The sequence below is a fragment of the Acidobacteriota bacterium genome (genome assembly GCA_012729555.1).
GTDB lineage: Bacteria > Acidobacteriota > UBA6911 > UBA6911 > UBA6911 > UBA6911.
Map to the genome: position 1 here is coordinate 1 of JAAYCX010000028.1, position 22,057 is coordinate 22,057.

General features: G+C 65.8%; 16 protein-coding genes and 1 pseudogene. 11 read left to right on the forward strand and 6 right to left on the reverse strand.

What is annotated here, in order from left to right:
- Positions 1-78: 78 nt before the first annotated feature.
- Positions 79-1,212: pseudogene (locus tag GXY47_06845) on the reverse strand (transposase family protein).
- A 163-nt stretch (positions 1,213-1,375) separates the two neighbouring features.
- Between GXY47_06845 and uvrA the strand changes: the two are divergent.
- From uvrA to GXY47_06900, 11 genes are all read left to right on the forward strand, one after another.
- Complete coding sequence (uvrA, locus tag GXY47_06850) at positions 1,376-4,243, forward strand: excinuclease ABC subunit UvrA (protein NLV30860.1); 2,868 nt, start codon at positions 1,376-1,378, stop codon at positions 4,241-4,243.
- Positions 4,240-4,878, forward strand: coding sequence for a radical SAM protein (locus GXY47_06855; GenBank protein ID NLV30861.1), 639 nt, complete (start codon positions 4,240-4,242; stop codon positions 4,876-4,878). The genes uvrA and GXY47_06855 overlap by 4 nt, the downstream gene beginning before the upstream one ends.
- Before the next feature lie 16 nt (positions 4,879-4,894).
- Positions 4,895-6,355: a radical SAM protein gene (locus tag GXY47_06860; GenBank protein ID NLV30862.1), complete on the forward strand. Its 1,461-nt coding sequence runs from the start codon at positions 4,895-4,897 to the stop codon at positions 6,353-6,355.
- 42 nt (positions 6,356-6,397) lie between these two features.
- Positions 6,398-7,123: a hypothetical protein gene (locus GXY47_06865; GenBank protein NLV30863.1), complete on the forward strand. Its 726-nt coding sequence runs from the start codon at positions 6,398-6,400 to the stop codon at positions 7,121-7,123.
- Between the two features lie 84 nt (positions 7,124-7,207).
- Positions 7,208-8,821, forward strand: coding sequence for a PDZ domain-containing protein (locus tag GXY47_06870; protein NLV30864.1), 1,614 nt, complete (start codon positions 7,208-7,210; stop codon positions 8,819-8,821).
- Positions 8,822-9,013: 192 nt separating this feature from the next.
- Positions 9,014-10,081, forward strand: coding sequence for a heat-inducible transcription repressor HrcA (gene hrcA, locus GXY47_06875; protein ID NLV30865.1), 1,068 nt, complete (start codon positions 9,014-9,016; stop codon positions 10,079-10,081).
- Positions 10,078-10,677, forward strand: a complete 600-nt coding sequence (locus GXY47_06880) for a nucleotide exchange factor GrpE (GenBank protein ID NLV30866.1) — start codon at positions 10,078-10,080, stop codon at positions 10,675-10,677. Before hrcA ends, GXY47_06880 begins: the two co-directional genes overlap by 4 nt.
- Positions 10,674-12,578, forward strand: a complete 1,905-nt coding sequence (gene dnaK / locus GXY47_06885; GenBank protein NLV30867.1) for a molecular chaperone DnaK — start codon at positions 10,674-10,676, stop codon at positions 12,576-12,578. Before GXY47_06880 ends, dnaK begins: the two co-directional genes overlap by 4 nt.
- A 19-nt stretch (positions 12,579-12,597) precedes the next feature.
- Positions 12,598-13,707 carry a molecular chaperone DnaJ gene (gene dnaJ / locus GXY47_06890; protein ID NLV30868.1) on the forward strand — a complete coding sequence of 370 codons (1,110 nt, stop codon included), beginning with the start codon at positions 12,598-12,600 and terminating at the stop codon, positions 13,705-13,707.
- Positions 13,708-13,713: 6 nt separating this feature from the next.
- Positions 13,714-14,496, forward strand: coding sequence for a 16S rRNA (uracil(1498)-N(3))-methyltransferase (locus GXY47_06895; GenBank protein NLV30869.1), 783 nt, complete (start codon positions 13,714-13,716; stop codon positions 14,494-14,496).
- A gap of 17 nt (positions 14,497-14,513) precedes the next feature.
- Positions 14,514-15,368: a hypothetical protein gene (locus GXY47_06900; protein NLV30870.1), complete on the forward strand. Its 855-nt coding sequence runs from the start codon at positions 14,514-14,516 to the stop codon at positions 15,366-15,368.
- A gap of 25 nt (positions 15,369-15,393) precedes the next feature.
- On the opposite strand, the gene GXY47_06905 is transcribed toward GXY47_06900, so the two are convergent.
- The 5 genes from GXY47_06905 to GXY47_06925 form a co-directional block, all read right to left on the reverse strand.
- Positions 15,394-16,056, reverse strand: coding sequence for an LUD domain-containing protein (locus GXY47_06905; GenBank protein NLV30871.1), 663 nt, complete (start codon positions 16,054-16,056; stop codon positions 15,394-15,396).
- A 29-nt stretch (positions 16,057-16,085) separates the two neighbouring features.
- Complete coding sequence (locus tag GXY47_06910) at positions 16,086-17,480, reverse strand: iron-sulfur cluster-binding protein (GenBank protein NLV30872.1); 1,395 nt, start codon at positions 17,478-17,480, stop codon at positions 16,086-16,088.
- On the reverse strand, positions 17,480-18,205 hold the full coding sequence (locus tag GXY47_06915; GenBank protein NLV30873.1) for a (Fe-S)-binding protein: 726 nt from the start codon (positions 18,203-18,205) through the stop codon (positions 17,480-17,482). The genes GXY47_06910 and GXY47_06915 overlap by 1 nt, the downstream gene beginning before the upstream one ends.
- 185 nt (positions 18,206-18,390) lie before the next feature.
- Positions 18,391-20,577, reverse strand: a complete 2,187-nt coding sequence (gene bglX / locus GXY47_06920) for a beta-glucosidase BglX (protein NLV30874.1) — start codon at positions 20,575-20,577, stop codon at positions 18,391-18,393.
- Positions 20,578-20,608: 31 nt separating this feature from the next.
- Positions 20,609-22,009: an MFS transporter gene (locus tag GXY47_06925; protein ID NLV30875.1), complete on the reverse strand. Its 1,401-nt coding sequence runs from the start codon at positions 22,007-22,009 to the stop codon at positions 20,609-20,611.
- Positions 22,010-22,057 lie beyond the last annotated feature (48 nt).

Genomic DNA, 22,057 nt, shown 5'->3' on the forward strand with positions numbered 1-22,057 from the left:
CCCGTTGACTCATAATTAAATGTTACCGAAGCGGGCCTCAGTGGATCGTTGACCACATATGGTCTGCTTATAGCAGGATTGGAAGATATTTTTAAGCTTTCTCTCGATGAATTCTCTGAGTGTGAATGGGTTCAGTGAGACAAATCTGGTTGCAAGATCCGTTTTGATCTCCTGAGAGACATGAGAGGATTCGAGCACTCGTTGGTATGGAGTTTTAGGGCTATCGTGAATCTTGATGGTTTTGGAACCCACCCTTTTTTTGTCCAGGAGTTTAACAGAGGGACAGAAGAAGTTTTGGAATAGACGCCATTCGTTGCAGTAGAGGTCATTGAGCAAAGAAACGACCCGAGGATTATCGAAACGATCATAGCCGAGCCACTGTCGCACGTGGGTCCAGTTTTTCTGCTCAATGTGGGCGTTGTCATCTTTGTGGTAAGCACGGCTGCGGGTGAAAAGAACCGGCTTGGAGCGATCACGGAAATGGCGCAGGAGGTGGTGGTTGAGAAACTCGGATCCGTTGTCGCAGTCGAATCCAAGCAGGGGGAATGGAAGAGATTGTTCGATGTGGCGGATCTGCATCAAGACATCGGTTTCGCCTCGGCCCCAAACGGCACGTTGCTCGCTCCATCCGGTGGCAATATCAACACAATCAATGGTATAGGCGAATTGGCCAGCCATGGATTCACCACAGTGAGCGACGGTGTCTGCCTCAAGAAAACCAGGTTTGCTCTGGTTCCATTGCTCGGTGGCGATGGGGATTTGGTTACGAAGCAGGGTTCCTGGTTTGGTTGTGCAGTGTCGTGTGTGACGAACACGAATGGGCTTCAGCAACCGGTCGATGGTGGCGGCAGAAATGCGCTGTAGCAGCTTCAGATTATCCGGAAGTAGCGAGCCATACCGATGCTCGTAGCCGGGGAGCCAAAGAGGCAGGATGGCCTTCAATCGTTTCGAGCACGGGAGATTGGCCGCAAGCCAAATCTTCTTGAGCGGCTGGAGGATTTCATCCGTGTTATAAACCGGCTTGGGGCCCCGGTGACCGAGTTGAACTCGTCGGCGGCGCTTTAACTTTCGCAGCAAACGGATCGCATGCTTTCGATGAAATCCGCAATTGGCACAGAGCTCATCCAGGATGTGGCTCTTGCCAATTCTGTCGCAACGCCGGTAGCGTTTAAGTACGGTTTCGAGATATTCGAGTTTGGTTCGTGGACTCATAATTCCAGCTTCCTCGGGGTCCAATCCCCGGTAACATGAAATATGAGTCAACGATCCCTTTTAAGTCCATTTTGGGTAACATTTAATGTGAGTCAATTCGGGCGCCGAAGGAAGCCTTGAGCCCGCCGGGTTCCGGCCGTACAATGATCCATTTGGGCGATGCATGCTAGAAAAGATCGTCATACGCGGCGCGCGCCAGCATAACCTCCGCAACCTCAGCCTCGAAATCCCGAGGCACAGGCTCACGGTCGTCACCGGCCTGTCCGGGTCGGGCAAATCGAGCCTGGCCTTCGACACCATCTACGCGGAGGGGCAGCGGCGCTACATCGAATCGCTCTCGACCTACGCGCGGCAGTTCCTGGAGCGGATGGAAAAGCCGGAGCTGGACAGCGCCGAGGGGCTCTCCCCCGCGATCAGCATCGAGCAGAAGACCACCAGCCGCAGCCCCCGCTCCACGGTCGGGACCATCACCGAGATTTACGACTACGCCCGGCTGCTGTTCGCCTCCGTCGGGCGCCCCCACTGCCCCCGGTGCGGCAAGCCGATCGCGGCGCAGACGGCCGACCGGATCGTGCAGCAGATCCTGGAATACCCTGAGGGGACGCGGGTGGTGGTGATGGCCCCGGTGGTGCGGGACAGGAAGGGGGAATTCCGGCAGCTGTTCGAGAGATACCTCAAGAAGGGGTACGTGCGGGTGCGGGTGGACGGGCGGATGCACGACCTCGAGGAGGCGATCCCCCTGGCCAGGACCCGCAACCACACGATCGAGGTGGTCGTCGACCGGGTCGTCGTCAAGCCCGGCCTCGGTGGAAGGCTGGAGTCCTCGGTGCGCAAGGCGCTCGAACTTGCCGAGGGGCTGGTGACGGTCGAGGCGCTCGAACTCGGGGAGCGCCTCTTTTCCGAGCGCCAGGCGTGCCTTGACTGCGGCGTCAGCGTGGCGACCCTGGAGCCCCGCTCCTTTTCCTTCAACTCGCGCCACGGCGCCTGCCCCGAATGCGGCGGCATGGGGACGCGGCAGGTCTTCAACCCGGAGAGCCTCGTCCCGGACCCGGGCCTCCCGCTCGCGGAAATGGCATTTCCGGTCGGCAACGCCCGGATCGCGGAGCACCTGAAGGACACCCTCCTCGGTCTCGCCCGGAGGCGCGGGATCGACCCGTCGACCCCGTTCGGGAAATTGCCGAAGGCGGCGCGCGACGCCTATTTCCACGGGGGGGAGGGGCGGCGGGGGATCGGGCCATGGCTTGAGGACCTGCTCGGGGAGAACCAGAGCCCCGGAACCCGGGAGGAGCTCGACCGCCTCTTCCGCGCCGAAGACTGCCCCGCCTGCGGGGGGGCGCGCCTGCGGCCCGAGAGCCGGGCGGTCAAAATCAACGGCCTCGCGATCTCCGATTACGCCCGGCTTTCGCTCGAGGGGGCGAGGGACGCCTTCGCCGCCGTCACCCTTTCGCCGCGGGAGGAACAGGTCGCCGGGCAGGTATTGAAGGAGATCCTCGACCGGCTGGAGTTTCTGCTCAACGTCGGGGTCGGGTATCTCTCGCTCGACCGCTCCGCGGCTTCGCTCTCCGGGGGGGAGGGGCAGCGCATCCGGCTGGCGACCCAGATCGGGTCCAAACTCCGGGGGGTCCTCTACGTGCTGGACGAGCCCTCGATCGGGCTGCACCCGCGGGACAACCGGAGGTTGCTCGACACGCTCGCCGGCCTGCGGGACATGGGGAACACGATCCTGGTCGTGGAGCACGACGAGGAGACCATGCGCGCCGCGGACCACATCATCGACCTGGGGCCGGGGGGCGGGCGCCTCGGCGGTTACCTGGTGGCGGAGGGGAGCGTCGGGGACCTGACCCGGTGCCCCGATTCGATCACTGGCGCCTACCTTTCGGGGGAGCGCAGCATCCCGGTCCCTGCGGTCCGGAGGCGGGGGAACGGCAAACGCCTGGTGGTCCAGGGGGCCCGGCACAACAATCTCCGGGACCTGACCGTGGAATTCCCGCTCGGGCTCTTCATCTGCGTGACGGGGGTTTCGGGCTCGGGGAAGAGTTCCCTCGTGGGGGACGTGCTCTACAACGCCCTGGCGCGCCGGCTGCACCGCGCGCTCTGCACCCCCGGGGCCCACGACGGGATCGCGGGGATGGAGCACCTGGACAAGGTGATCGAGATCGACCAGTCCCCCATCGGGCGGACCCCCCGGTCGAACCCCGCGACCTATACCGGGCTGTTCACCCCCCTGAGGGACCTGTACGCCCTTCTCCCCGAATCCCGCGTCCGGGGCTACGGCCCGGGGCGCTTCAGCTTCAACGTCAAGGGGGGGCGCTGCGAGGAGTGCCAGGGGGACGGGCAGCGGCGGATCGAAATGAACTTCCTCCCCGATGTGCACGTGCTGTGCGACGCCTGCCAGGGGAAACGGTACAACCGCGAAACCCTGGCGGTGAAGTACAAGGGGTATTCGATCGCCGACCTGCTGGGGATGAACATCAGCGAGGCGCTGCCGGTCCTGGAAAACATACCGGCGATCGCGCAGAAGCTGAAGGCGCTCGACGACGTGGGGCTCGGCTACGTGCAACTGGGACAGTCTTCCACCACCCTGTCGGGGGGGGAAGCCCAGAGGGTCAAACTGGCCCGGGAGCTCGGCCGGCGGGCGACGGGGCGGACGCTCTACATCCTGGACGAGCCGACGACGGGGCTCCATTTCCACGACGTCCACAAGCTGCTCGAGATCCTGAACAGCCTGGTCGACCTGGGAAACAGCGTGATCATCATCGAACACAACCTGGAAGTCATGAAGACGGCCGACCTCATCATCGATCTCGGTCCCGAGGGGGGGGAGCGGGGGGGGCGGGTGGTGGCCGCCGGGACCCCGGAGGAGGTGGCCCGGGTGGAGGATTCCGCCACCGGTCTCGCCCTGCGGTCGGTGCTGGGCACCGGACGGGAGACCCCCTCCCGGCGGAGGCCCGTCAAGAAGGGGCCCGTCAAGAAGGGGCCTCTCAAGAAGGGGCCCGTCAAGCAGGGGGTCGCCGAAGGGGGGAAGCGATGAGGGTCAACGAGTTCTTCTACAGCATCCAGGGGGAATCGAGTCATGCGGGCCGTCCCTGCGCCTTCATCCGGCTGACGGGGTGCAACCTCCGCTGCTCCTACTGCGACACCGAATACGCCTTCGAGGCGGGAATGGAGATGACGATCCCGGAGATCGTCGAGGCGGTCGGGGAATATCCCACGCGCCTGGTGCTGGTGACCGGGGGGGAGCCGATGCTCCAACCCGGGATCCACGAGCTGCTGGGGGCGCTGCTCGATCGCGGCTGCAGCGTGCTGCTCGAGACCGGGGGGCAGGTTCCCCTCTCCGGCGTGGACCCCCGGGTCCACAAGATCGTGGATTTCAAATGCCCTTCGAGCGGCATGACGGGGCACAACGACTACGGCAACGTCGGCTGCCTGACCATGCGGGACGAGGTGAAGTTCGTCGTGGGGGACCGCCCCGATTTCGACTGGGCGTGCGCCCGGATCCGGGAATACGACCTCACGGCGCGGGTTTCCGCGGTGCATCTTTCGCCCGTTTACGGCCTCCTGCCGCTGGACCGGCTGGCCGGCTGGGTGCTCGGGTGCGGGCTCGAGGTCCGGCTGGGGCTGCAGCTGCACAAGATCATCTGGCCCGGCGTCCCGCGCGGCGTCTGAATTTTCGTGAGCGTTCATGAATTCCTGGGAAGCCCTATCTGAAATCAGGCGGCGGGTCGCAAAAGAGGAGGGGGTGCTCCGCAGTCCCGCGGCCCTCCGGGTGGCGCTGTGCCATCCCGCTTCCTACGAGGTGGCCATGAGTTCCCTGGGATTCCAGGCCATCTACCGGGAGATCCATCTCCACCGCGGCGCCGCGGCGGAGCGGGCGTTCCTCCCCGACCGGCCGGCGGAGTACCGGAAAAACCGCCTGCCGGTGTTCACCTACGAGGGGGAGCGGCCCCTTTCGGAATACGCCGTCGTCGCCTTTTCCATCGCCTGGGAACTCGAGATCACCGGCCTGTTCGAGATGCTGGACCTGTGCGGCATCCCGCTCAGGCGCGGGGAACGGGGCGCACGCCACCCCCTCGTCGTCGCCGGGGGCCCGCTCACCCGCTCCAACCCTGCGATCCTGGCCCCCTTCGCCGACCTGATCGCGCTGGGGGAAGGGGAGGAGACGATCCACGACCTGCTCGACGCGGCCGCGGCCATGAACCGGGAACAGACGCTCGAGTACCTTTCGGGGCGGCCCGGTTTTCACGTCCCTGGGGTTTCCCCCGGTTTCGGCCCTCCAGGCAGGGTGGACGACGCCCGCCTTCCCGCTTCCTCCCAGATCCTCACCCCGAACGCCGTCCTCCGGTCGATGTTCCTGGTCGAGCCGGAGCGCGGCTGCTCCCGCACCTGCCGCTACTGCGTGATGCGGTGCGGCGCGGGGGGTGGGATGCGGGTGGTCCCCGCCGACCGGGTGTGGGCGAAGATCCCGGAAGCCGCCCGGCGCGTCGGGCTGGTGGGGGCCGCCGTCACCGACCACCCCGAAATCAGGCCCCTGATCCGGCGGATCGTCGACAGCGGCCGGGAGGTCGGCGTTTCCAGCCTGCGGGCCGACCGCCTCGACCCGGAACTGGTCGGGCTGCTGGCGCGCGGGGGGTACCGGACGCTGACGACGGCGTCCGACGGGGCTTCGCAGCGGATGCGGGACCTGGCCGGCCGCAACATCGACGAAAGCCACCTCCTCCGGGCGGCGGAACTGGCCCGCGGGGCGGGGATCGAGCGCCTCAGGCTCTACATGATGATCGGGTTCCCCGGGGAGACCGACGACGACATCGGGGAGCTGATCCGCCTCTGCGGCGAACTCGCCCGGGTCCTTCCCCTGTCCCTGAGCGTATCCCCCTTCGTGGCCAAGAAGCACACCCCGCTCGACGGCGCCCCCTTCGAGGATCTCCGGGTGCTGGACCGCAGGCTGCGGGCCATCCGTGCCGGGCTCAAGGGGAAGGCCGACGTCCGCCCCGGTTCGACCCGCTGGGCCTGGGTGGAATACGCGCTGTCGCAGGGGACGGAGGAAGCAGGCTTAGCCGCGCTCGACGCCTGGCGCGGCGGCGGGGGGATCGGGGCCTGGCGGAAGGGGTTCGCCGCCCGCGGGTGCACGCCGGCAAGGCCCTGATGCGGGGCTTGGATGGGAGCGCCATCCGCGTATAATAAGAACATGGCTTTTCTTATTCCCTGGGGCTTCGAACGGAAGTCGGCGTGCCGGGCACTGGCTCTGGTTCTTTTCGTCCTGCTCCCCACGTGCGCCCGCGGTGCGGGGCCGTCCCGGGAGGAGGGGGAATTCGAGATCCGGATCGACGGGGAGGAGATCGGGCGGGAAAAATATTCCATCGAGGTCCGCCCCGACGGAATCGTCAGCGTTTCCACCGGGACCCTCCGGAATTCCGGCAGCGAGGGGGGGCGCGTGAGGGTCGAGACGCGGCTGGAGATGGACCCTCATTACATGCCGCGCTCCTACCGGGTCGAGACTTCGGCCGGAGACCGGAAAGGGCGGCTGGAGGGGACCTTCTCCCCCGGCCAGGCCGATTTTCAGTACCTGATCGAGGGAGCCCCGCGCAGGAGCGGGCTGATGCTCGACGAATACTACGCCGTCCTGGACGCCAACGTCTTCCACCACTTCGCCTTCGTCGGCCGCCTCTTCGATTTCGATGACGGGGAGGCGCAGGCCCTCGACGTGGTGATCCCCCAGGAACTGGACAACGGGACCGTCGTCATCCGCGACGCCGGGTTGGACACCACCGAAATCGGAAGAAAAGAGAAGCGGCTGCGTCACCTGAAGCTCGATTCCGGGCAGCTGCTCATCGACCTGTGGCTGGACGAGGAGCGGGTGCTGCAGAAGATCGCCCTTCCGCAGCGGAGGATCGAGGTCGTCAGAAGACCGTAGGCGGTTTTTGCAACGGAATCGGCCGAATGGCGTAAAATGAAGGGCAGGAGCGGTCTTATTTATGGCATTCAAGGAGGAAAGGGTATGAGCGAACAGCCGAAAAGGGGATTTCCCGGCGGCAGGCGGATGCTCGGCGTTGTCATGGTTCTGGGAGTTCTGGGCCTCGGCATCGGGATCGGCAGCCTGATCACCGACCGGGTGGATGCCACGGGGCCCGGGGACAGCCGGCTCGAGATGCAGGAGGGGAAGCCGGTGGCGGGGGAGTCGGTCCTCAACCTGTCCAAGGCCTTCGAGGAGGTCTCCAACCGCGTCGAGTCCGCGGTCGTGAACATCAACACCGAGGAGGTCATTTCGCGCCGCGGGCGGCAGATGCCCCAGCCCGCCCCCGGCGACCCCATGTTCGATTTCTTCGAGCGCTTTTTCGGCGGGGTTCCCCAGATGCCGGAACAGCAGACGGTGCGCAGCCTCGGCTCCGGCGTCATCGTCGACCCCCAGGGCTACATCATCACCAACAATCACGTGGTGGAAGGGGCGACCAAAATCAAGGTGAACCTGGCAGGCGGGAGTGAATACAGCGCCAGGATGATCGGTGCCGACCCGATATCGGACATCGCGGTGATCAAGATCAGCGGCAGCAAGCCGTTCCCCTACGCCAAAGTCGGCAATTCCAAGGCGATGAAGGTCGGGGACTGGGTTCTCGCCATCGGCAGTCCCTTCGGCCTGGAGCAGACGGTGACGGCCGGGATCATCTCGACGACCGGTCGCACCTTCAAGGAGGGGGACGGTCCCTCGGATTACTCCGTGTTCAACGAGTACCTGCAGACCGACGCCGCCATCAACCGCGGCAACAGCGGCGGGCCCCTGGTGAACATGAACGCCGAGGTGATCGGGATCAACAGTTTCATCTCCACCCCGACCGGGTCCAATGCCGGGATCGGGTTCGCGGTCCCCTCCCAGCTGTTCGTCAGGGTGTACAACCAGGTCCTGGAAACGGGGAAGGTCTCCCGCGGCTGGATCGGCGTCAGCATGAACTCCCTCCCCTTCACCCCGGCCATGGCCGAATTCTTCAAGGTGAAGCAGGGGAGCGGGGTTCTGATCACCCAGCTGATCGACGAGAAGGGGAATCCCTCGACTGAAGGCCCGGCGGCCAAGGCGGGGGTGAAACCGGAGGACGTGGTCATCGAGTTCGACGGCAACAAGATCCGGGACAACCAGGATTTCCTGATGGCGGTGACCAACACCGTTCCGGGGCGGATGGCCAAAATGAAGGTGGTGCGCAACGGCGTGGAGAAGGAACTGGAGATCGTCCTGGCGGAACGGAGCCGGGAAACCCTGGCGGAGCGGCGCTACAGCTTTGAGGAGAGCGAGGAACCCCCGCGCACCGAAATCGGGCTCGAATTCGACAATGTTCCCCCCACGATCGCCAAGACGCTCAACATCACGGGCGGAGTCCTGGTCACCTCCGTCAAGCAGGGGAGCCTGGCTGACGAAGCGGGCCTGATCGGGCCCACGAGGACCGAGGAGGGGGAGGTGGTGGACGTGATCGTCGCCGCCAACGGGAGGAGCGTGAAGGACAAGGATGACCTGTTCAACACCGTCAAGGCGATGCGGAGCGGGAGTCCGGTGGTCCTCAAGTTCATGCGCGTCCTGCCGCGTTCCGAACCGGCCCCCTATTACACCAGCATCACCAAACCGTAGTTTCTCCACCGGCCGCCGGGGACGAAGGCCTCCCCGGCGGCCGGATTCCGCCCCCGGCCGCCGGGCCGCCGGAAGCTTTATCCCGTCCCTCCGTTTGACTTTGACTCCAGCGATACTATAATCTTTGCGGACAATGATTTGCCCGAAAGGCGAATGGTGTCCCCCAGAAGTTTTTCCGGATGGTCGGCGGTCATGACGGATGCCAGAGAATATCTTATTAATGAAAGGGTTCGCGAGATCCTCAACTGGGTGATCGCCTCTTTTACCGTGACCGGCCGGCCGGTGGGGTCGCGCGCGGTGGCGCGACACAGCCGGGAGCAGCTCAGCCCCGCCACCGTGCGCAATATCATGGCCGACCTGGAGGAGATGGGATACCTGCAGCAGCCGCACGCCTCGGCGGGCCGGGTGCCCACGGATAAGGCCTACCGGTTCTATGTCGATTATTTGTTGGAGAGAAAGGATTTATCTCTTCAGGATCAGGCCATTGTGGAACGGGACCTGCGCCTCGATGACAACGCCGAGCACCTGATGGTGCGCGCCAGCCAGGTGCTTTCCCGGGTGTCGAAGAACGTGGGGATCGTCGTTTCGCCGCCGATCAGCCGGGTGGCGTTGGAACACATTCATTTCACTAAACTTGCGGATAAGAGGATCCTCGTCATCCTGGTGTCGCGGTCGGGCATCGTCCAGAACCGGATCATCCACTGCACGGAGGAGATCGGCCAGAACGAACTGGACCAGGCTGCCCGCTACATCACCGATCATTTCAAGGACCGGACCCTGAGCGAGATCCGGAGCCGGATCCTCAAGATGATTCAGCACGAGCGGGCGATCTACGACACCTTCATGCAGCAGGTCATCACCCTGAGCACAAAGGCGTTTTCCGAAACGGGGGGAGTGCCCGACGCGGAGGTGTACCTCGACGGGGCTTCAAACCTGATCAACACGCCGGAATTTTCCGATATCAGCAGGATGAAGCTGCTGTTTGAAACCATCGAACAGAAAAGCCGGCTGGCGGACTTGCTTTCCCGCTGTATCGAGGGGGACACCCAGGAGGTCCGCATCACCATAGGAGCCGAGAACGCCCTCCCCGGAATCGAGGACTGCACCCTGATCACCTCGCGCTATGCCGTCGACGGGAAAACGCACGGGTCGCTGGGGATCCTCGGCCCCACCCGGATGGAGTACGCACGCGCCATTTCGCTGGTGGACTATGTCGCCCGCATGTTCGGACGGGTGCTTGAGACAGGAACCAAATCATGACGCTGAAAGACAATCCGGAAACCGCTGAAATTCAAGCGCAGGCCGCCGGGATGGACGGAAAGGGGGAGCCGGTCGAAGCGGTGGTCCCCTCCGATCCCGAGGCGCAGCTCGAGGCGGACCTCGAAAATGCCAGGAAGGAGGCGGCCGAGTGGCAGGACCGCTTCCTGCGCAAGGCGGCGGACCTGGAAAACTACCGGAAGCGGATGGACCGGGAAAGAACCGAAGCCCGGTCGCTGGCCCAAAGCACCATCCTGATCGAGTTCCTGCCGGTCGCCGATGCCTGCGAGAGGGCGCTGAAGGCGTTCGCGTCGGGGACGGGTGACGGCCTCGATCAGTACCGGGAAGGGGTCGAACTGCTCTACCGGCAGCTGCTGGATACCCTGGGCCGGGCGGGCGCCGTGCCCCTGGAGGCCGAAGGGAAGCCGTTCGACCCGCACCTGCACGAGGCCCTTTCGCGGCAGGAGACCGCCCAGTACCCGGAGGGGACCGTGATCACCGAACTCCTCAAGGGGTACCTGTTCAGGGACAAGCTTCTCCGGCCGGCCCAGGTGATCGTGGCGGCCACGCCGCCGACGGAAGACCCCGCAAACCCATGAGCAGGATCATCGGCATAGATCTGGGCACCACGAATTCGTGCGTGGCCGTCCTGGACGGCTCTTCGGTCGAGATCGTGCCCAGCGACCTCGGGGGGAGGACGACCCCGTCGATCGTGGCTTTCGCCGCGAACGGCGAGAGGGTCCTCGGCCAGGTGGCCAAGCGCCAGGCGGTCACCAACGCCGCGAACACGATCTCGGCGGTGAAGCGGCTGATGGGGAGGCGGTACGACTCCGACGAAATCCAGAAGATTGCGTCCTTTCTGACCTACGCCATCGTCCCCTCCGACAACGGGGACGTCCGGATTTCGGTCCGCGACCGGGAGTACAGCCCCCCGGAGATTTCGGCCATGCTCCTGCAGCACCTGAAACTCCTGGCCGAGAATCACCTGGGGGAGCCGGTCACGGAAGCGATCGTGACGGTCCCCGCCTACTTCGACGATTCCCAGCGGCAGGCCACCAAGGACGCGGGCCGGATCGCGGGCCTGGAAATCCGCCGGATCATCAACGAACCGACCGCCGCGGCCCTGGCCTACGGGCTGGGGAAGAGCGAGCGGGAGCGGATCGCCATCTATGATCTGGGGGGCGGGACGTTCGACATCTCCATCCTGGAACTGCACCAGGGGGTTTTCGAAGTCGTCTCGACCTGCGGGGACAGTTTCCTGGGAGGGGAGGATATCGACCGGGCCATAGTCGACTGGATGGTTGCCGGGTTTCGGGCCGAAACCGGGATCGATCTCTCCGCCGACATCCTGGCGCGTCAGAGGCTGAAGGAGTCGGCGGAAAAGGCCAAATGCGAGCTCTCCTTCGAGCCGCGGGCCCGAATCAGCCTTCCGTTCATCGCCTCCGGCCCGGCGGGGCCCCGGCACCTGGACCGGACGCTGGAGCGCGAGGAGTTTGAAAGGCTGGCGGCGCCGCTGATCGAGAGGACCACCGGGTTCTGCCATAAGGCCATGGAGGACGCCGGGTTGACTCCGGCGGATATCGGCAAGGTGATCCTGGTCGGGGGGCAGACCCGCACCCCGGCCGTCCAGCGCCATGTCGAGGCGGTTTTCGGGCAGCCCCCCTCGCTCGAGGTCAACCCGGACGAGGTCGTGGCGGTAGGGGCCGCGCTCCAGGGGGGGGTGCTGCGGGGGGATCTCAGGGATATCGTGCTCCTGGACGTGGTGCCGCTCTCACTGGGGGTCGAGACGCAGGGGGGGCTGTTCACCCGCGTCATCGAGCACAATTCGACGATCCCGCTCAGGAAGAAGAACATCTTCACCACCGTGGCGGACCACCAGACCGTGGTGGAGGTTCACGTCGTCCAGGGGGAGCGGGACCTGGCCCGGCACAACCGGTCGCTCGGGAAGTTCGAACTGGTGGGGATACAGCCGGCCCCCCGGGGGGTGCCCCAGGTCGAGGTGGCCTTTGACATGGATGCCAACGGGATCCTCTCGGTTTCCGCCCGCGACCTCCTTTCGGGCAGGGAGCAGGCTGTCCGGATCACCCCCTCGACCGGCCTGGGCAAGGACGAGATCGACCGGATGGTGGCCGAAGCCAGGGAGTTCGGGGAAAACGACCGGAAGAGCCGGGAGTTGACCGAACTGCGCAACCGCATCCAGGCCCGGGCGGCCGTGCTGGTCAGGAGCTACCTGGCCCTGGGGAGCCTGCTTGACGCGGCGGACCAGAAAATGTTAAACGAGGCGCTCCGCAGGGCCAGGGAACTCGGCCCCGAGGACGGAGACGCGGAGACGCTGGGCGAGCTCCTGGACCTGGTCGAAGCGGGCGCATCCCGGCTGTCCGAGGCCGTGATGTCGAGCCCCGGAGAGGGGCAGGGGGGCGACCCCGGCGGGACGGAAAAGCCCGAAACCGGCATGCGGAACCTGATGAAGGCGGCGCTTGACGATATGGAACATACCTAGGGAAGGCGGGGACGGAGCATTGAACGACAAAAGAGACTGCTATGAGGTCCTGGGGGTTTCGCGGGACGCTTCGGACCAGGAGATCAAGAGCGCCTACCGGCGCCTGGCGCTGAAGTATCACCCGGACAAGAACCCGAACGACAAGGGGGCCGAGGAGAAGTTCAAGGAGGCGGCCGAGGCCTACAGCATCCTCTGCGACCCCGACAAGCGCGCGCGCTACGACCGCTACGGGCACAGCGGGCTCCAGGGGGGGTTCAGCGGGTTCGACCCCACCACCTTCGGCGATTTCGGGGACATCCTCGGGGAATTTTTCGGGTTCGGGGACATCTTCGGGGGGCGCCGCCGGGGCGGGCCCGAGCGGGGGGCCGACCTGCGCTACGACCTGAAGATCTCTTTCCGTGAAGCCGCCTTCGGCCTCAAGACCCGGATCAAGATCCCACGCCAGGACACCTGCGGCGAGTGCGACGGCCGCGGAACGCCCAAGGGCAAGACGCCGGTCAAGTGCCCCACCTGCCACGGTACCGGCCAGGTGCGCTACCAGCAGGGATTCTTTTCCATCAGCCGGACGTGCAACCAGTGCAACGGCGCCGGGCAGATCGTGACCGAACCCTGCCCCGAGTGCCAGGGGCGCGGACGGGTCCGCAGGGAGAAGGTGCTCGAGGTCCGGATCCCCGCAGGGGTGGACAACGGCGCCCGGCTCCGCATCCAGGGCGAAGGGGAGGCGGGGGTGCACAACGGACCCCCCGGAGATCTCTACGTGGTGATCTACGTGGAGGAGCACCCGTTTTTCCAGCGGCAGGGGAACAATATCTACTGCCAGGTTCCCATCGGCGTCACCCAGGCGGTCCTGGGGGCCGATATCACCGTCCCGACGCTCGAGGGGGAGGAGAAGGTCCGGATCCCCGAGGGGACCCAGAGCGGCTCGGTGTTCCGGTTGCGCAACAAGGGTGTGGTCAGCCTCGGGGAGCGGGGGCGCGGCGACCAGTTCGTGACGGTCAGCGTGGTGATCCCCACCAAGCTGACGAGGGAGCAGCGCCAGCTGTTCGAATCTCTCGCCAAGGCCAGCAAGGACGACGAACTCGTACAGGAGCGGAATATCTTCGACAAGGTCAAGGATATTTTCGGATAGAGCCTCATGGCCCGCAGGCGCTTTTACGTTCCCCCGGAATCGATAACCGGTCCGTCGGCCGTTCTGCCGGAGGAGCAGGCGCACCACCTGCGCGACGTGCTGCGGCTCGGCGCGGGCGAAACGGTCGAGATCTTCGACGGCACCGGGCGGGGATGGGCGGGGGAGGTGACGTTCGGCGGTTTCCGCGTCCTGGTGTGCGGGCTGAGACCGCTGGCGGCTCAGGAATCGGGGGTCCCGGTAATCCTGGCGGCCGCGCTCATCAAACCGGCCAGATTTGAATGGATGATCGAGAAGGCGACCGAACTGGGGGTAGGCGAGGTCCTTCCCCTGAAGACGCGCTTTGGCGACGTCCGGATTCCCGGCGATAAGATCGGGGACCGCCTCGGCCGCTGGGACCGCATCGCCCGGGAAGCGTCGCGCCAGTGCGGGCGGATGGACGCTCCCCGGATCCACCCCCCGATCGATTTCGACCGGTTGCTCGATTCGGATGGCGTGCGCGGGCGCGGGTGCGTCCTCTTCCACGAAAAGGCCGCCGAGGTCTGGAACCCCGATCCGGCGCTCCCCGCGGCGGGCGTTCTCCTCTGCGTCGGGCCCGAGGGGGGGTGGGCCGACCGGGAGACGGAGGCGGCGCGCGCGGCGGGGTTCGAGGTGCGCGGGCTGGGAACGCGGATCCTGCGCGCGGAGACGGCGGCCGTGGCGGCCCTGGCCATCCTGCAGCACCGGATCTCCGGGGCCGGCGGCGACGTTTCCGGGCCGCGGGGGCCGTTAACGTCGGCGGGCAAATCTTGAGGCTTCGGGAGGGCGGTGTGCGGAAGCGGTTCTGGACGGTGTGGGTCGCCTGTTTGATCTTTCCGGCGGTGGTGTGGGGCCAGCAGCGGCCGCTGGCGACCGACGACGCGGAAATCCTGGCTACGGGGCGGGTCCGGGCCCAGGTCGGGATCGAGTTCCTGCAGCGACAGCGCTACACCCTCTCCGGGCTCGAGGGGGACCTGTCGCGCCTGGGGGTGGCGGCCGTGCAGGTGGGGGTGGGGGAGTACGCGGAGTTCCAGCTGTCGGGAGTGCTCCAGGAGGTCCTGTCGGTGACCGGCCGGTCCGAACCGGTGGTGGCCCCCGGATTTTCCGGGGAGTCCACGAGCGCCTTCGGGAACCTGAGGCTGGGGACGAAACTCCGGATGGTGCGCGAGAAGGGGCGGAGGCCGGCCGTCGCCTTCAAGTTCGCGGTCGAACTCCCCAATACAAACCAGAAGAGCGGGCTGGGGAACGATGAAATGCGGTTTTACTCCAGCCTCCTCTTCAAAAAGGGCTTCGCCCGGGCCGAGGTGCTGGGCGAGGTCGGGTTCGCCATCCTGGGATCCCCCGTCGCCGCCGGAAGGCAGGCCGACCCGTTGACGTACGGCGTCGGGGTCCTCGTCCCCCTGCATCGCAACGTGAAACTGGTGGCGGAGGTCAACGGCCGGCAGGGGCCGGGGGGAAGGATCGGCAACGAAAACAGATCGCAGGCCCGGGCAGGAGTGCAGTTCCGGACCGGGGCCGTGCGCTGGGACCTCGCGGGGGTGGCGGGCCTGACCCGGGACGATGCGCGATCGGGGATCGTGGCGGGGGCCACCTACGAGTTCCAGGCCTTCAACCGGAAACCGGTCCCGGTCAGGCTGGTCGACTGAACGGCGCCCCCCTGCGGCGTTTCGGTCAGTCCCTCATGAGGCAGGCGACCAGGCGCCGGGGTCCGTGCGCGCCGAGGATGAGGATCTTCTCGATATCGGCGGTGCGGCTGGGGCCCGTGATCAGCAGGAGGTTCTTCCGCTCCTCGGGCGGCATTCGCTTGAAAAGCTCGAAGTGGTTGGCGACCAGTGATTTCGCGGAAACCAGCGCGATGACGATCTCCGGCAGGAAATAGGCCTGCATGCTGCGCCCGTCGAGGGGGATGGCAAGCGTGGCGGTGTCGGCCACGGCGCAGGGGGCCTCCACGATTCCGACCAGGATCTTCGCGACGGCGTTCTTGCGGGCGTCCCCCTCCAGGGTTTCGGGCTTCACCAGGCGTATCCCACCGGCGGAGAGCGCGGCCGAGACCGCGTCGACGAGGGGACCGGAGGAGACGGAGGCTTCCGCGGCCGGGGCCTCGCGCACGAGGGCGGCGATCTTTTCCGCCGCTTCGGCCGCCGAGGCGGCCTCGATGTATTCCCCCGACACCGCTTTCATTTCATCCCGGAAGAGACGGATCTTCTCCTCGAGGCCGAGTTCGGGTATGGCGGTGGCTTCGGAGAGCGTTTCGGGCGCCGCTTCGTCGGGAAGGTGGGAGGGCGTTTCGAGCGCCCGGCGGATGGAATCGAGTATCTGCTGCCGTGCATCCATGTCTTGTTCCTAATCAGGTCAGGCGGTTGTTATCGGGAGTTCTTTTCGAGTTCCAGGAACCGTTTCCGGAACCCCTTGTCGTCAAAGCGCCCCAATGCGCGCTCCGCGGAGTAGCCGGGCGCCGGGAACGATCCCTTGAGAAGCTTCTGGAATCTCCCGGGGAACCATGTCGCCAGCCGGTACATGAGCGGATGCTTCGCGAGGAAGGCCCAGACCGCGATGCCGGCGCGCTCCACCTTCATCGATTCGCCCGCCTCGACCACCCGGTTGCGCAGCTTGAGCAGGTGGTGGGGGATGTCGATCGACATGGGGCAGATCTGGCGGCAGGCGCCACAGAGGCTGGAGGTGAAGGGGGCGTACCGCCCCTCGTGCGTGCCGAGGTATTGCGGGATGAGGGTCGCGCCGATCGGGCCCATGTAGACCCAGCCGTAAGCGTGGCCGCCGACCTGCTGGTAGATCGGGCAGGTGTTCAGGCAGGCGCCGCAGCGGATGCAGAAAAGGGTCTCGCGCAGCTGCGGGTCGGCCAGGATCTTCGAACGGCCGTTGTCGAGCAGGACGACGTGCACCTGCTCCGGGCCCTCCCCGCTTTTGGAGCGCTGGGGCCCGCCGACGACGTTGACGTACACGGTCTGTTTCTGGCCCGTGGCGCTCACAGGCAGGAGCTTGAGAAATACCGGGAGGAGTTCGAAGGACGGCACCAGTTTTTCGATCCCCATCACGGCGACGTGGACCCTGGGCACGCCGACGCTCAGGCGCGCGTTGCATTCGTTTTCCACGACGACGCAGCAGCCGGAGTCGACGACCCCGAAATTGACCCCCGAGATGCCCATGTCGGCGGCGAGGAACTTCTCCCTCAGCTTGGCCCGCGCGATCGCCAGGAGCTCCGTCGGAACCTCGGTGTATTCCACCCCGAGCTTTTCGTGGAAGACGCGGCCGACGTCCTTGCGCGTCAGGTGCAGCGCGGGCGCCGTCAGGTGCGAGGGGATCTGGTCGAGGAGCTGGACGATATACTCCCCCAGGTCGGTTTCGAGCGTCTCGATCCCCTCGTCGATCAGGAACTTGTTGAGGTGGATCTCCTCGGTGGTCAGGCTCTTGGATTTGACCACCGTGCGGACGTTGTTCTCGCGCGCGATCCCGAGCACGATGGAGCGCGCCTCGGCCGCGTCGCGCGCCCAGTGGACCGTCATCCCGTTGTTGCGGCATTCGGTCTCGAACCGGGCGAGGTTTTCGTCCAGGCGTTCCACGACCGCGCGCTTCGCCGCGTGCCCCAGCTTCCGCAGCTCTTCCCAGAAGGGGTTGATCGCGACCTTTTCGGCCCGCTTCGCGAGCGCCGTCTGCGTCGCCTTGTCGACCGCGTCGCGAACGGCGTCGTCCTTGAGCGCCTTCTTGATGTACCGTTTTGTCTCTGATGCCCGCAGTTCCATTACAGCCCCAGACTTTCCGCCAGCAGTTCGGCAATGTGCAGGGTTTTCGCCTTCATCCCGTGCTTGCGCAGGTACCCCTCGATGTTCATCAGGCAGCTCGAGTCGGCCCCGATGCAGTACTCCGCCCCGCTGGCCTCGATCAAGCGGCATTTGCGCGCCACCATGGCGACCGATAATTCGGAAAATTTATAGGAGAAAGTCCCGCCGAACCCGCAGCACAGATCGGGCATCCCCATCTCCACGAAGTCGATGTCAGGGATGCCCCGGATCAGCTTGCGCGGCTGGGCGTTGATGCCCAGTTCGCGGTTGAGGTGGCAGGAGTCGTGGTAGGTGACGGTGTGGGGGAAGGATCCCCCCAGCGCGTCCCTCCCCATCACGTCCACGAGATATTCGGTGAACTCGAAGATGCGACCGGCCAGCCTCTTGCGGGCCTCGACGAGAGCGGGCCGGATGTCGAGGTCGAAATAGAACTTGCGCACCATCGCCACGCAGGATCCGCTGGGGGCCACGATGGCGTCCTTGTCGCTGAACATCTCGATGAAGCGTTCGGCTACGGGGATGATGTCCTTGCGGTAGCCGGAATTGAAGGCCGGCTGGCCGCAGCAGGTCTGGCCCTCGACGTATTCGATCTCCGCCCCGACGTGGCGCAGGACCTTGACCATGTCCAGTGCCGCCTTGGGGTATAAATGTTCGGAAAGGCAGGGTACAAACAGTGCAACGCGCATAATCACCGTCATTGATAGATGAACAAGCCGCTGCGCCGCGAGGCGCACTCGTTTCCTGGCGGGGGGCGCACGCCCTGGGACGCACGGGAAGGGGAATTAAACGGCCTGGGAGCCCAAAAGTAAAGGGCTTTTTGGCAAACCCTTAAAACGCAATATTTTCTCCCGGGCCGGGGAGTACGGCGAAATCAGGCGATGACCTCGAATGCGCCCATCAGGGTCGCCTCGGAGTCGCCGCCGATCCAGAGGTGGAAGGTCCCCGGCTCCACCACGTAGTCCATGCCGGCGTCGTGAAACCCGAGGACGTCGACCGACAGGTCGAAGATGACGGTCCGGGATTCCTGCGGCCGGAGGCGGACGCGCTTGAACCCCTTCAGTTCCCTGACCGGGCGGGTGAGGCTCGCCACGGTGTCGCGGATGTAGAGCTGGACCACCTCCTCGGCCTCGACCGCGCCGATGTTGGCCACTTCCACGGAAACCAGCAGCCTCTCCCCCGCCCGGATCTTCGTTGAGGAGATCTCCAGGTTGAAATAGCCGAACTCGGTGTAGGACAAGCCGTAACCGAAGGGGTAGAGCGGCCGGTAGCCGGCGTCGAGGTAGCGCGCGCAGTCGCCGAGCGAACTCTGCCGCGCGCGCAGCGGGATGTCGTCGATCAGGGTGAGCGGCTGTTTGTCCGGGGGCCGGCCGGTGTTCTTGTGCGCGTAGTAGATCGGGATCTGCCCCTCGGTCGACGGGAAGGTGACCGGCAGCTTCCCCGAGGGGGATTCGGTCCCGAAGATCAGGTCGACCAGGGCGGGTCCGCACATGGTGCCGGGGTGCCAGGCGTAGAGCACCGCGTCCGCCTTTTCGGCCGCGCTCCCGATGGTCAGGGGCCTTCCGGCGAGGATGACGAGGACGAGGGGTCTGCCCGAGCGGGCGATTTCGGCGATGAGCGCGTCCTGGGCCCCCGGCAGGTCGAGTCGCGCGCGGCTGTGCGCTTCCCCGGAGAGGATGGCCTCCTCGCCGCCGAAAAAGAGCACGACGTCCGATTGCCGAGCCGCATCGAGCGCCGCCTCGAACTGGCTGGTGTAGCGGCTGCGCGTGTAGTCGAGCCCCGCGACCGCGTGGATCCGCGTCTTCCCCCCGAGAAACTCCCGGAGCGCCTCGAGGGGGGTTACGGTCTCCTCCGTGCGGCCGTCCCGGTTCCATGTCCCCAGGACTTCGTAGGGATCGTCGGCCAGGGGGCCGATCACGGCCAGCGACCGCACCCCGCGGGACAACGGGAGGAGGCGGCCGCGGTTTTTGAGCAGGACGACGCTTTCGCGCGCCGCCTGCCGGGCCAGTTCCAGGTGCGCCGGTTCCGGTTTCGGGTCGGGTCCCGCTGCACAGGGGCGCCTCCCGTCGAACAGGCCGAGCCGGAACTTGACCTCCAGGATGCGGCGGGCCGCCTCGTCGACGAGCCCGGGCGGCACCTCCCCCGAGGTCACCAGTTCCTCGAGGTGGTCGGCGTAGGCCGTGCTCTGCATTTCCATGTCAACCCCCGCCAGGAGCGCCTTCCGGGCCGCGTCGCCGAGGTCGGTGCAGAACCCGTGCTCGATCATTTCCGCCGGTGCCTGCCAGTCGCTGACCACGAAGCCGCCGAATCCCCACTCCTCGCGCAGGATCCTGCGGAGCAGGTGCGCGCTGCCGGTCGCGGGCACCCCGTTGAGTTCGTTGAACGCCGTCATCACCGTGGCGACGCCGGCGTCGACGGCGGCCCTGAACGGCGGGAGGTGGACGTCGCGCAGGAGCCCCTCGGGAAGGCTTACGGTGTCGTAGTCGCGCCCCCCCTCCACCGCCCCGTACCCGGCGAAATGCTTGGCGCACGCCGCGACGGCGTCGGGATCGGAGAGGTCGTTCCCCTGGAAGCCGCGGACCATGGCCGCGGCGAAGTCGGAGGCCAGGCAGGGGTCCTCCCCGAAGCTCTCGGCGATCCGGCCCCACCTCGGGTCGCGCGCGATGTCCATCATCGGGGCGAAGGTCCAGTGGTAGCCCGCCCGGGAGGCTTCCCGCGCGGCCGCGCGGGCGCACGCCCGGGCGAGCTGCGGGTTCCAGGTCGCCGCCAGCCCCAGCGGGATCGGGAAGAGGGTGCGGAACCCGTGCACGACGTCGCGCCCCATGATCAAGGGGATCCCCAGCCGGCTCTCCTCGAGGGCGATCCGCTGGATCTCGCGGCTCGCTTCCGGATCGGCGACGTTGAGCATCGACCCGATCCTCCCTTCCCGCAGCCGTTGCCTCAATCCGTCCGTGACCCCGCCGCAATCGGAGAGCTGGACCATCTGTCCGACCTTTTCCCGCAGCGTCATCGCGGCGAGAAGCTTTTCGATCCTCTTTCCGGTCTCGGTTCTGGCGGTCATGTTGTTCCGATCAGGATTCGGGCGTTTGACTTCAATCATACCGCGCGTTCCCCCTTCTTGCGGCCAATTCCCGCTCGACGGCCAGCACCTTTGCGCGGTCGAGGGGGTAGAGGAGCAGGGCGATCCCCTTGCCGACGGCGAAAAGGGCGGGGATGACGGAGAACATCAGCAGGATCCCCCGGAGGGTGGATTCCGATTGCGCCCGGTTGGCGACAAAGCCGAACCCGGCGAGCAGGTGACCCCCCAGAAACCCCGCGATCATGGTGCCCGTCTTCAGGGAGAAGAGGGAGGCGGAGTGGATCAGCCCGGTGGAACGCCTGCCGAAGCGGCTCTCGCCGTAGTCGGCGACATCGCCGTACATCGACCAGACCAGGGCGGAGGTCGGGCCCATCATGAAGGAACCGGCGGCGTTCAGGGCCAGCATGAGGCCATAGTATCCGGGCGGAACGAAGTAGAAGGCGAACCAGCACGCGGCGGTGCCGAAGGTGAGGGCGGCCGACAGCGGCTTCTTGTCGACCCTCCGGATCAGGAAACCGACGCAGAGCACCCCGAGCATCATCATGAGCCGGCCCAGGCTCAGGAAGAGCGAGACCCTGTCCATTCCCAGGAAAACGGGATCCCCCCCCGCCCCGACCACGTACTTGAAATAATGAAGGGTGACCGAGTCGCGGACGGCGATGAAGGTCGTGGAGAAGAGGGCGGCGAAAAAGAGGATGACCCAGGGGCGGTTGCGCACGAGTTCCCCGAGTTCCTCCCGGATATCCTGGCGCTGCCCCTCGGGAGGCTGCACCCGTTCGCGCGTCGAAAGGAAGGTGATCCAGAAGAGAACGACCGACGCCACGGCGAACAGCCCCATGGTGTGCTGGAACCCGCGCAGTTCGTCCCCGCCCCCGAGCCGCTCGACCAGGCCCCGGACATACATCGAGATCAGCAGGCCGCCCCCGTAGGCGCCGGCGAACCGGAAGTTGGAGGCCACGGTCCGTGCGTGCGACGAGGGGCTCAGCACCCCCATCAGCGAGGAGTAGGGGACGTTGATGGCGGTGTAGGCCATCATCATCATCGAGTAGGTGAAGTAGGCGTAAACGATCTTGGCCGCCCCCTCGAGCGGCGGGTTGGCGAAGATCAGGTACCCGAAGATCCCGTAGGGGACGGACACCCAGAACAGCCAGGGGCGGTACTTGCCCCAGCGGGTGCGGGTGCGGTCGCAGATGATGCCCATGATCGGGTCGTTGACGGCGTCCCACAGCCGGGTGATGAGAAACATCGTCCCGGCGGCGGCGGCGTCGATTCCGAACACGTCGGTGTAGTAGTAGAGAAGGAAGATGTTGAAGGTCTGAAAGAAGAAATTGGAGGCGGTGTCGCCGAGCGCGAAGCCGACATTTTCGAAAAAGGGCAGTCTTCCTTGCGGACGGCCGCCGGGGGTCTGGCGCATGAGGTTCTCGACGTTTCCGGGTTCAGACGATGCCTTGTGGGCTGCGAT

What these genes read in the sequence shown, in the direction of transcription:
- GXY47_06855 (NLV30861.1), top strand. Translation starts at nt 4,240, where the DNA reads ATGAGGGTCAACGAGTTCTTCTACAGCATCCAGGGGGAATCGAGTCAT.
- GXY47_06905 (NLV30871.1), bottom strand. Translation starts at nt 16,056, where the DNA reads ATGGATGCACGGCAGCAGATACTCGATTCCATCCGCCGGGCGCTCGAA.
- GXY47_06895 (NLV30869.1), top strand. Translation starts at nt 13,714, where the DNA reads ATGGCCCGCAGGCGCTTTTACGTTCCCCCGGAATCGATAACCGGTCCG.
- GXY47_06870 (NLV30864.1), top strand. Translation starts at nt 7,208, where the DNA reads ATGAGCGAACAGCCGAAAAGGGGATTTCCCGGCGGCAGGCGGATGCTC.
- GXY47_06860 (NLV30862.1), top strand. Translation starts at nt 4,895, where the DNA reads ATGAATTCCTGGGAAGCCCTATCTGAAATCAGGCGGCGGGTCGCAAAA.
- uvrA (NLV30860.1), top strand. Translation starts at nt 1,376, where the DNA reads ATGCTAGAAAAGATCGTCATACGCGGCGCGCGCCAGCATAACCTCCGC.
- GXY47_06880 (NLV30866.1), top strand. Translation starts at nt 10,078, where the DNA reads ATGACGCTGAAAGACAATCCGGAAACCGCTGAAATTCAAGCGCAGGCC.
- GXY47_06915 (NLV30873.1), bottom strand. Translation starts at nt 18,205, where the DNA reads ATGCGCGTTGCACTGTTTGTACCCTGCCTTTCCGAACATTTATACCCC.
- GXY47_06910 (NLV30872.1), bottom strand. Translation starts at nt 17,480, where the DNA reads ATGGAACTGCGGGCATCAGAGACAAAACGGTACATCAAGAAGGCGCTC.
- GXY47_06925 (NLV30875.1), bottom strand. Translation starts at nt 22,009, where the DNA reads ATGCGCCAGACCCCCGGCGGCCGTCCGCAAGGAAGACTGCCCTTTTTC.
- GXY47_06865 (NLV30863.1), top strand. Translation starts at nt 6,398, where the DNA reads ATGGCTTTTCTTATTCCCTGGGGCTTCGAACGGAAGTCGGCGTGCCGG.
- dnaK (NLV30867.1), top strand. Translation starts at nt 10,674, where the DNA reads ATGAGCAGGATCATCGGCATAGATCTGGGCACCACGAATTCGTGCGTG.
- hrcA (NLV30865.1), top strand. Translation starts at nt 9,014, where the DNA reads ATGACGGATGCCAGAGAATATCTTATTAATGAAAGGGTTCGCGAGATC.
- bglX (NLV30874.1), bottom strand. Translation starts at nt 20,577, where the DNA reads ATGACCGCCAGAACCGAGACCGGAAAGAGGATCGAAAAGCTTCTCGCC.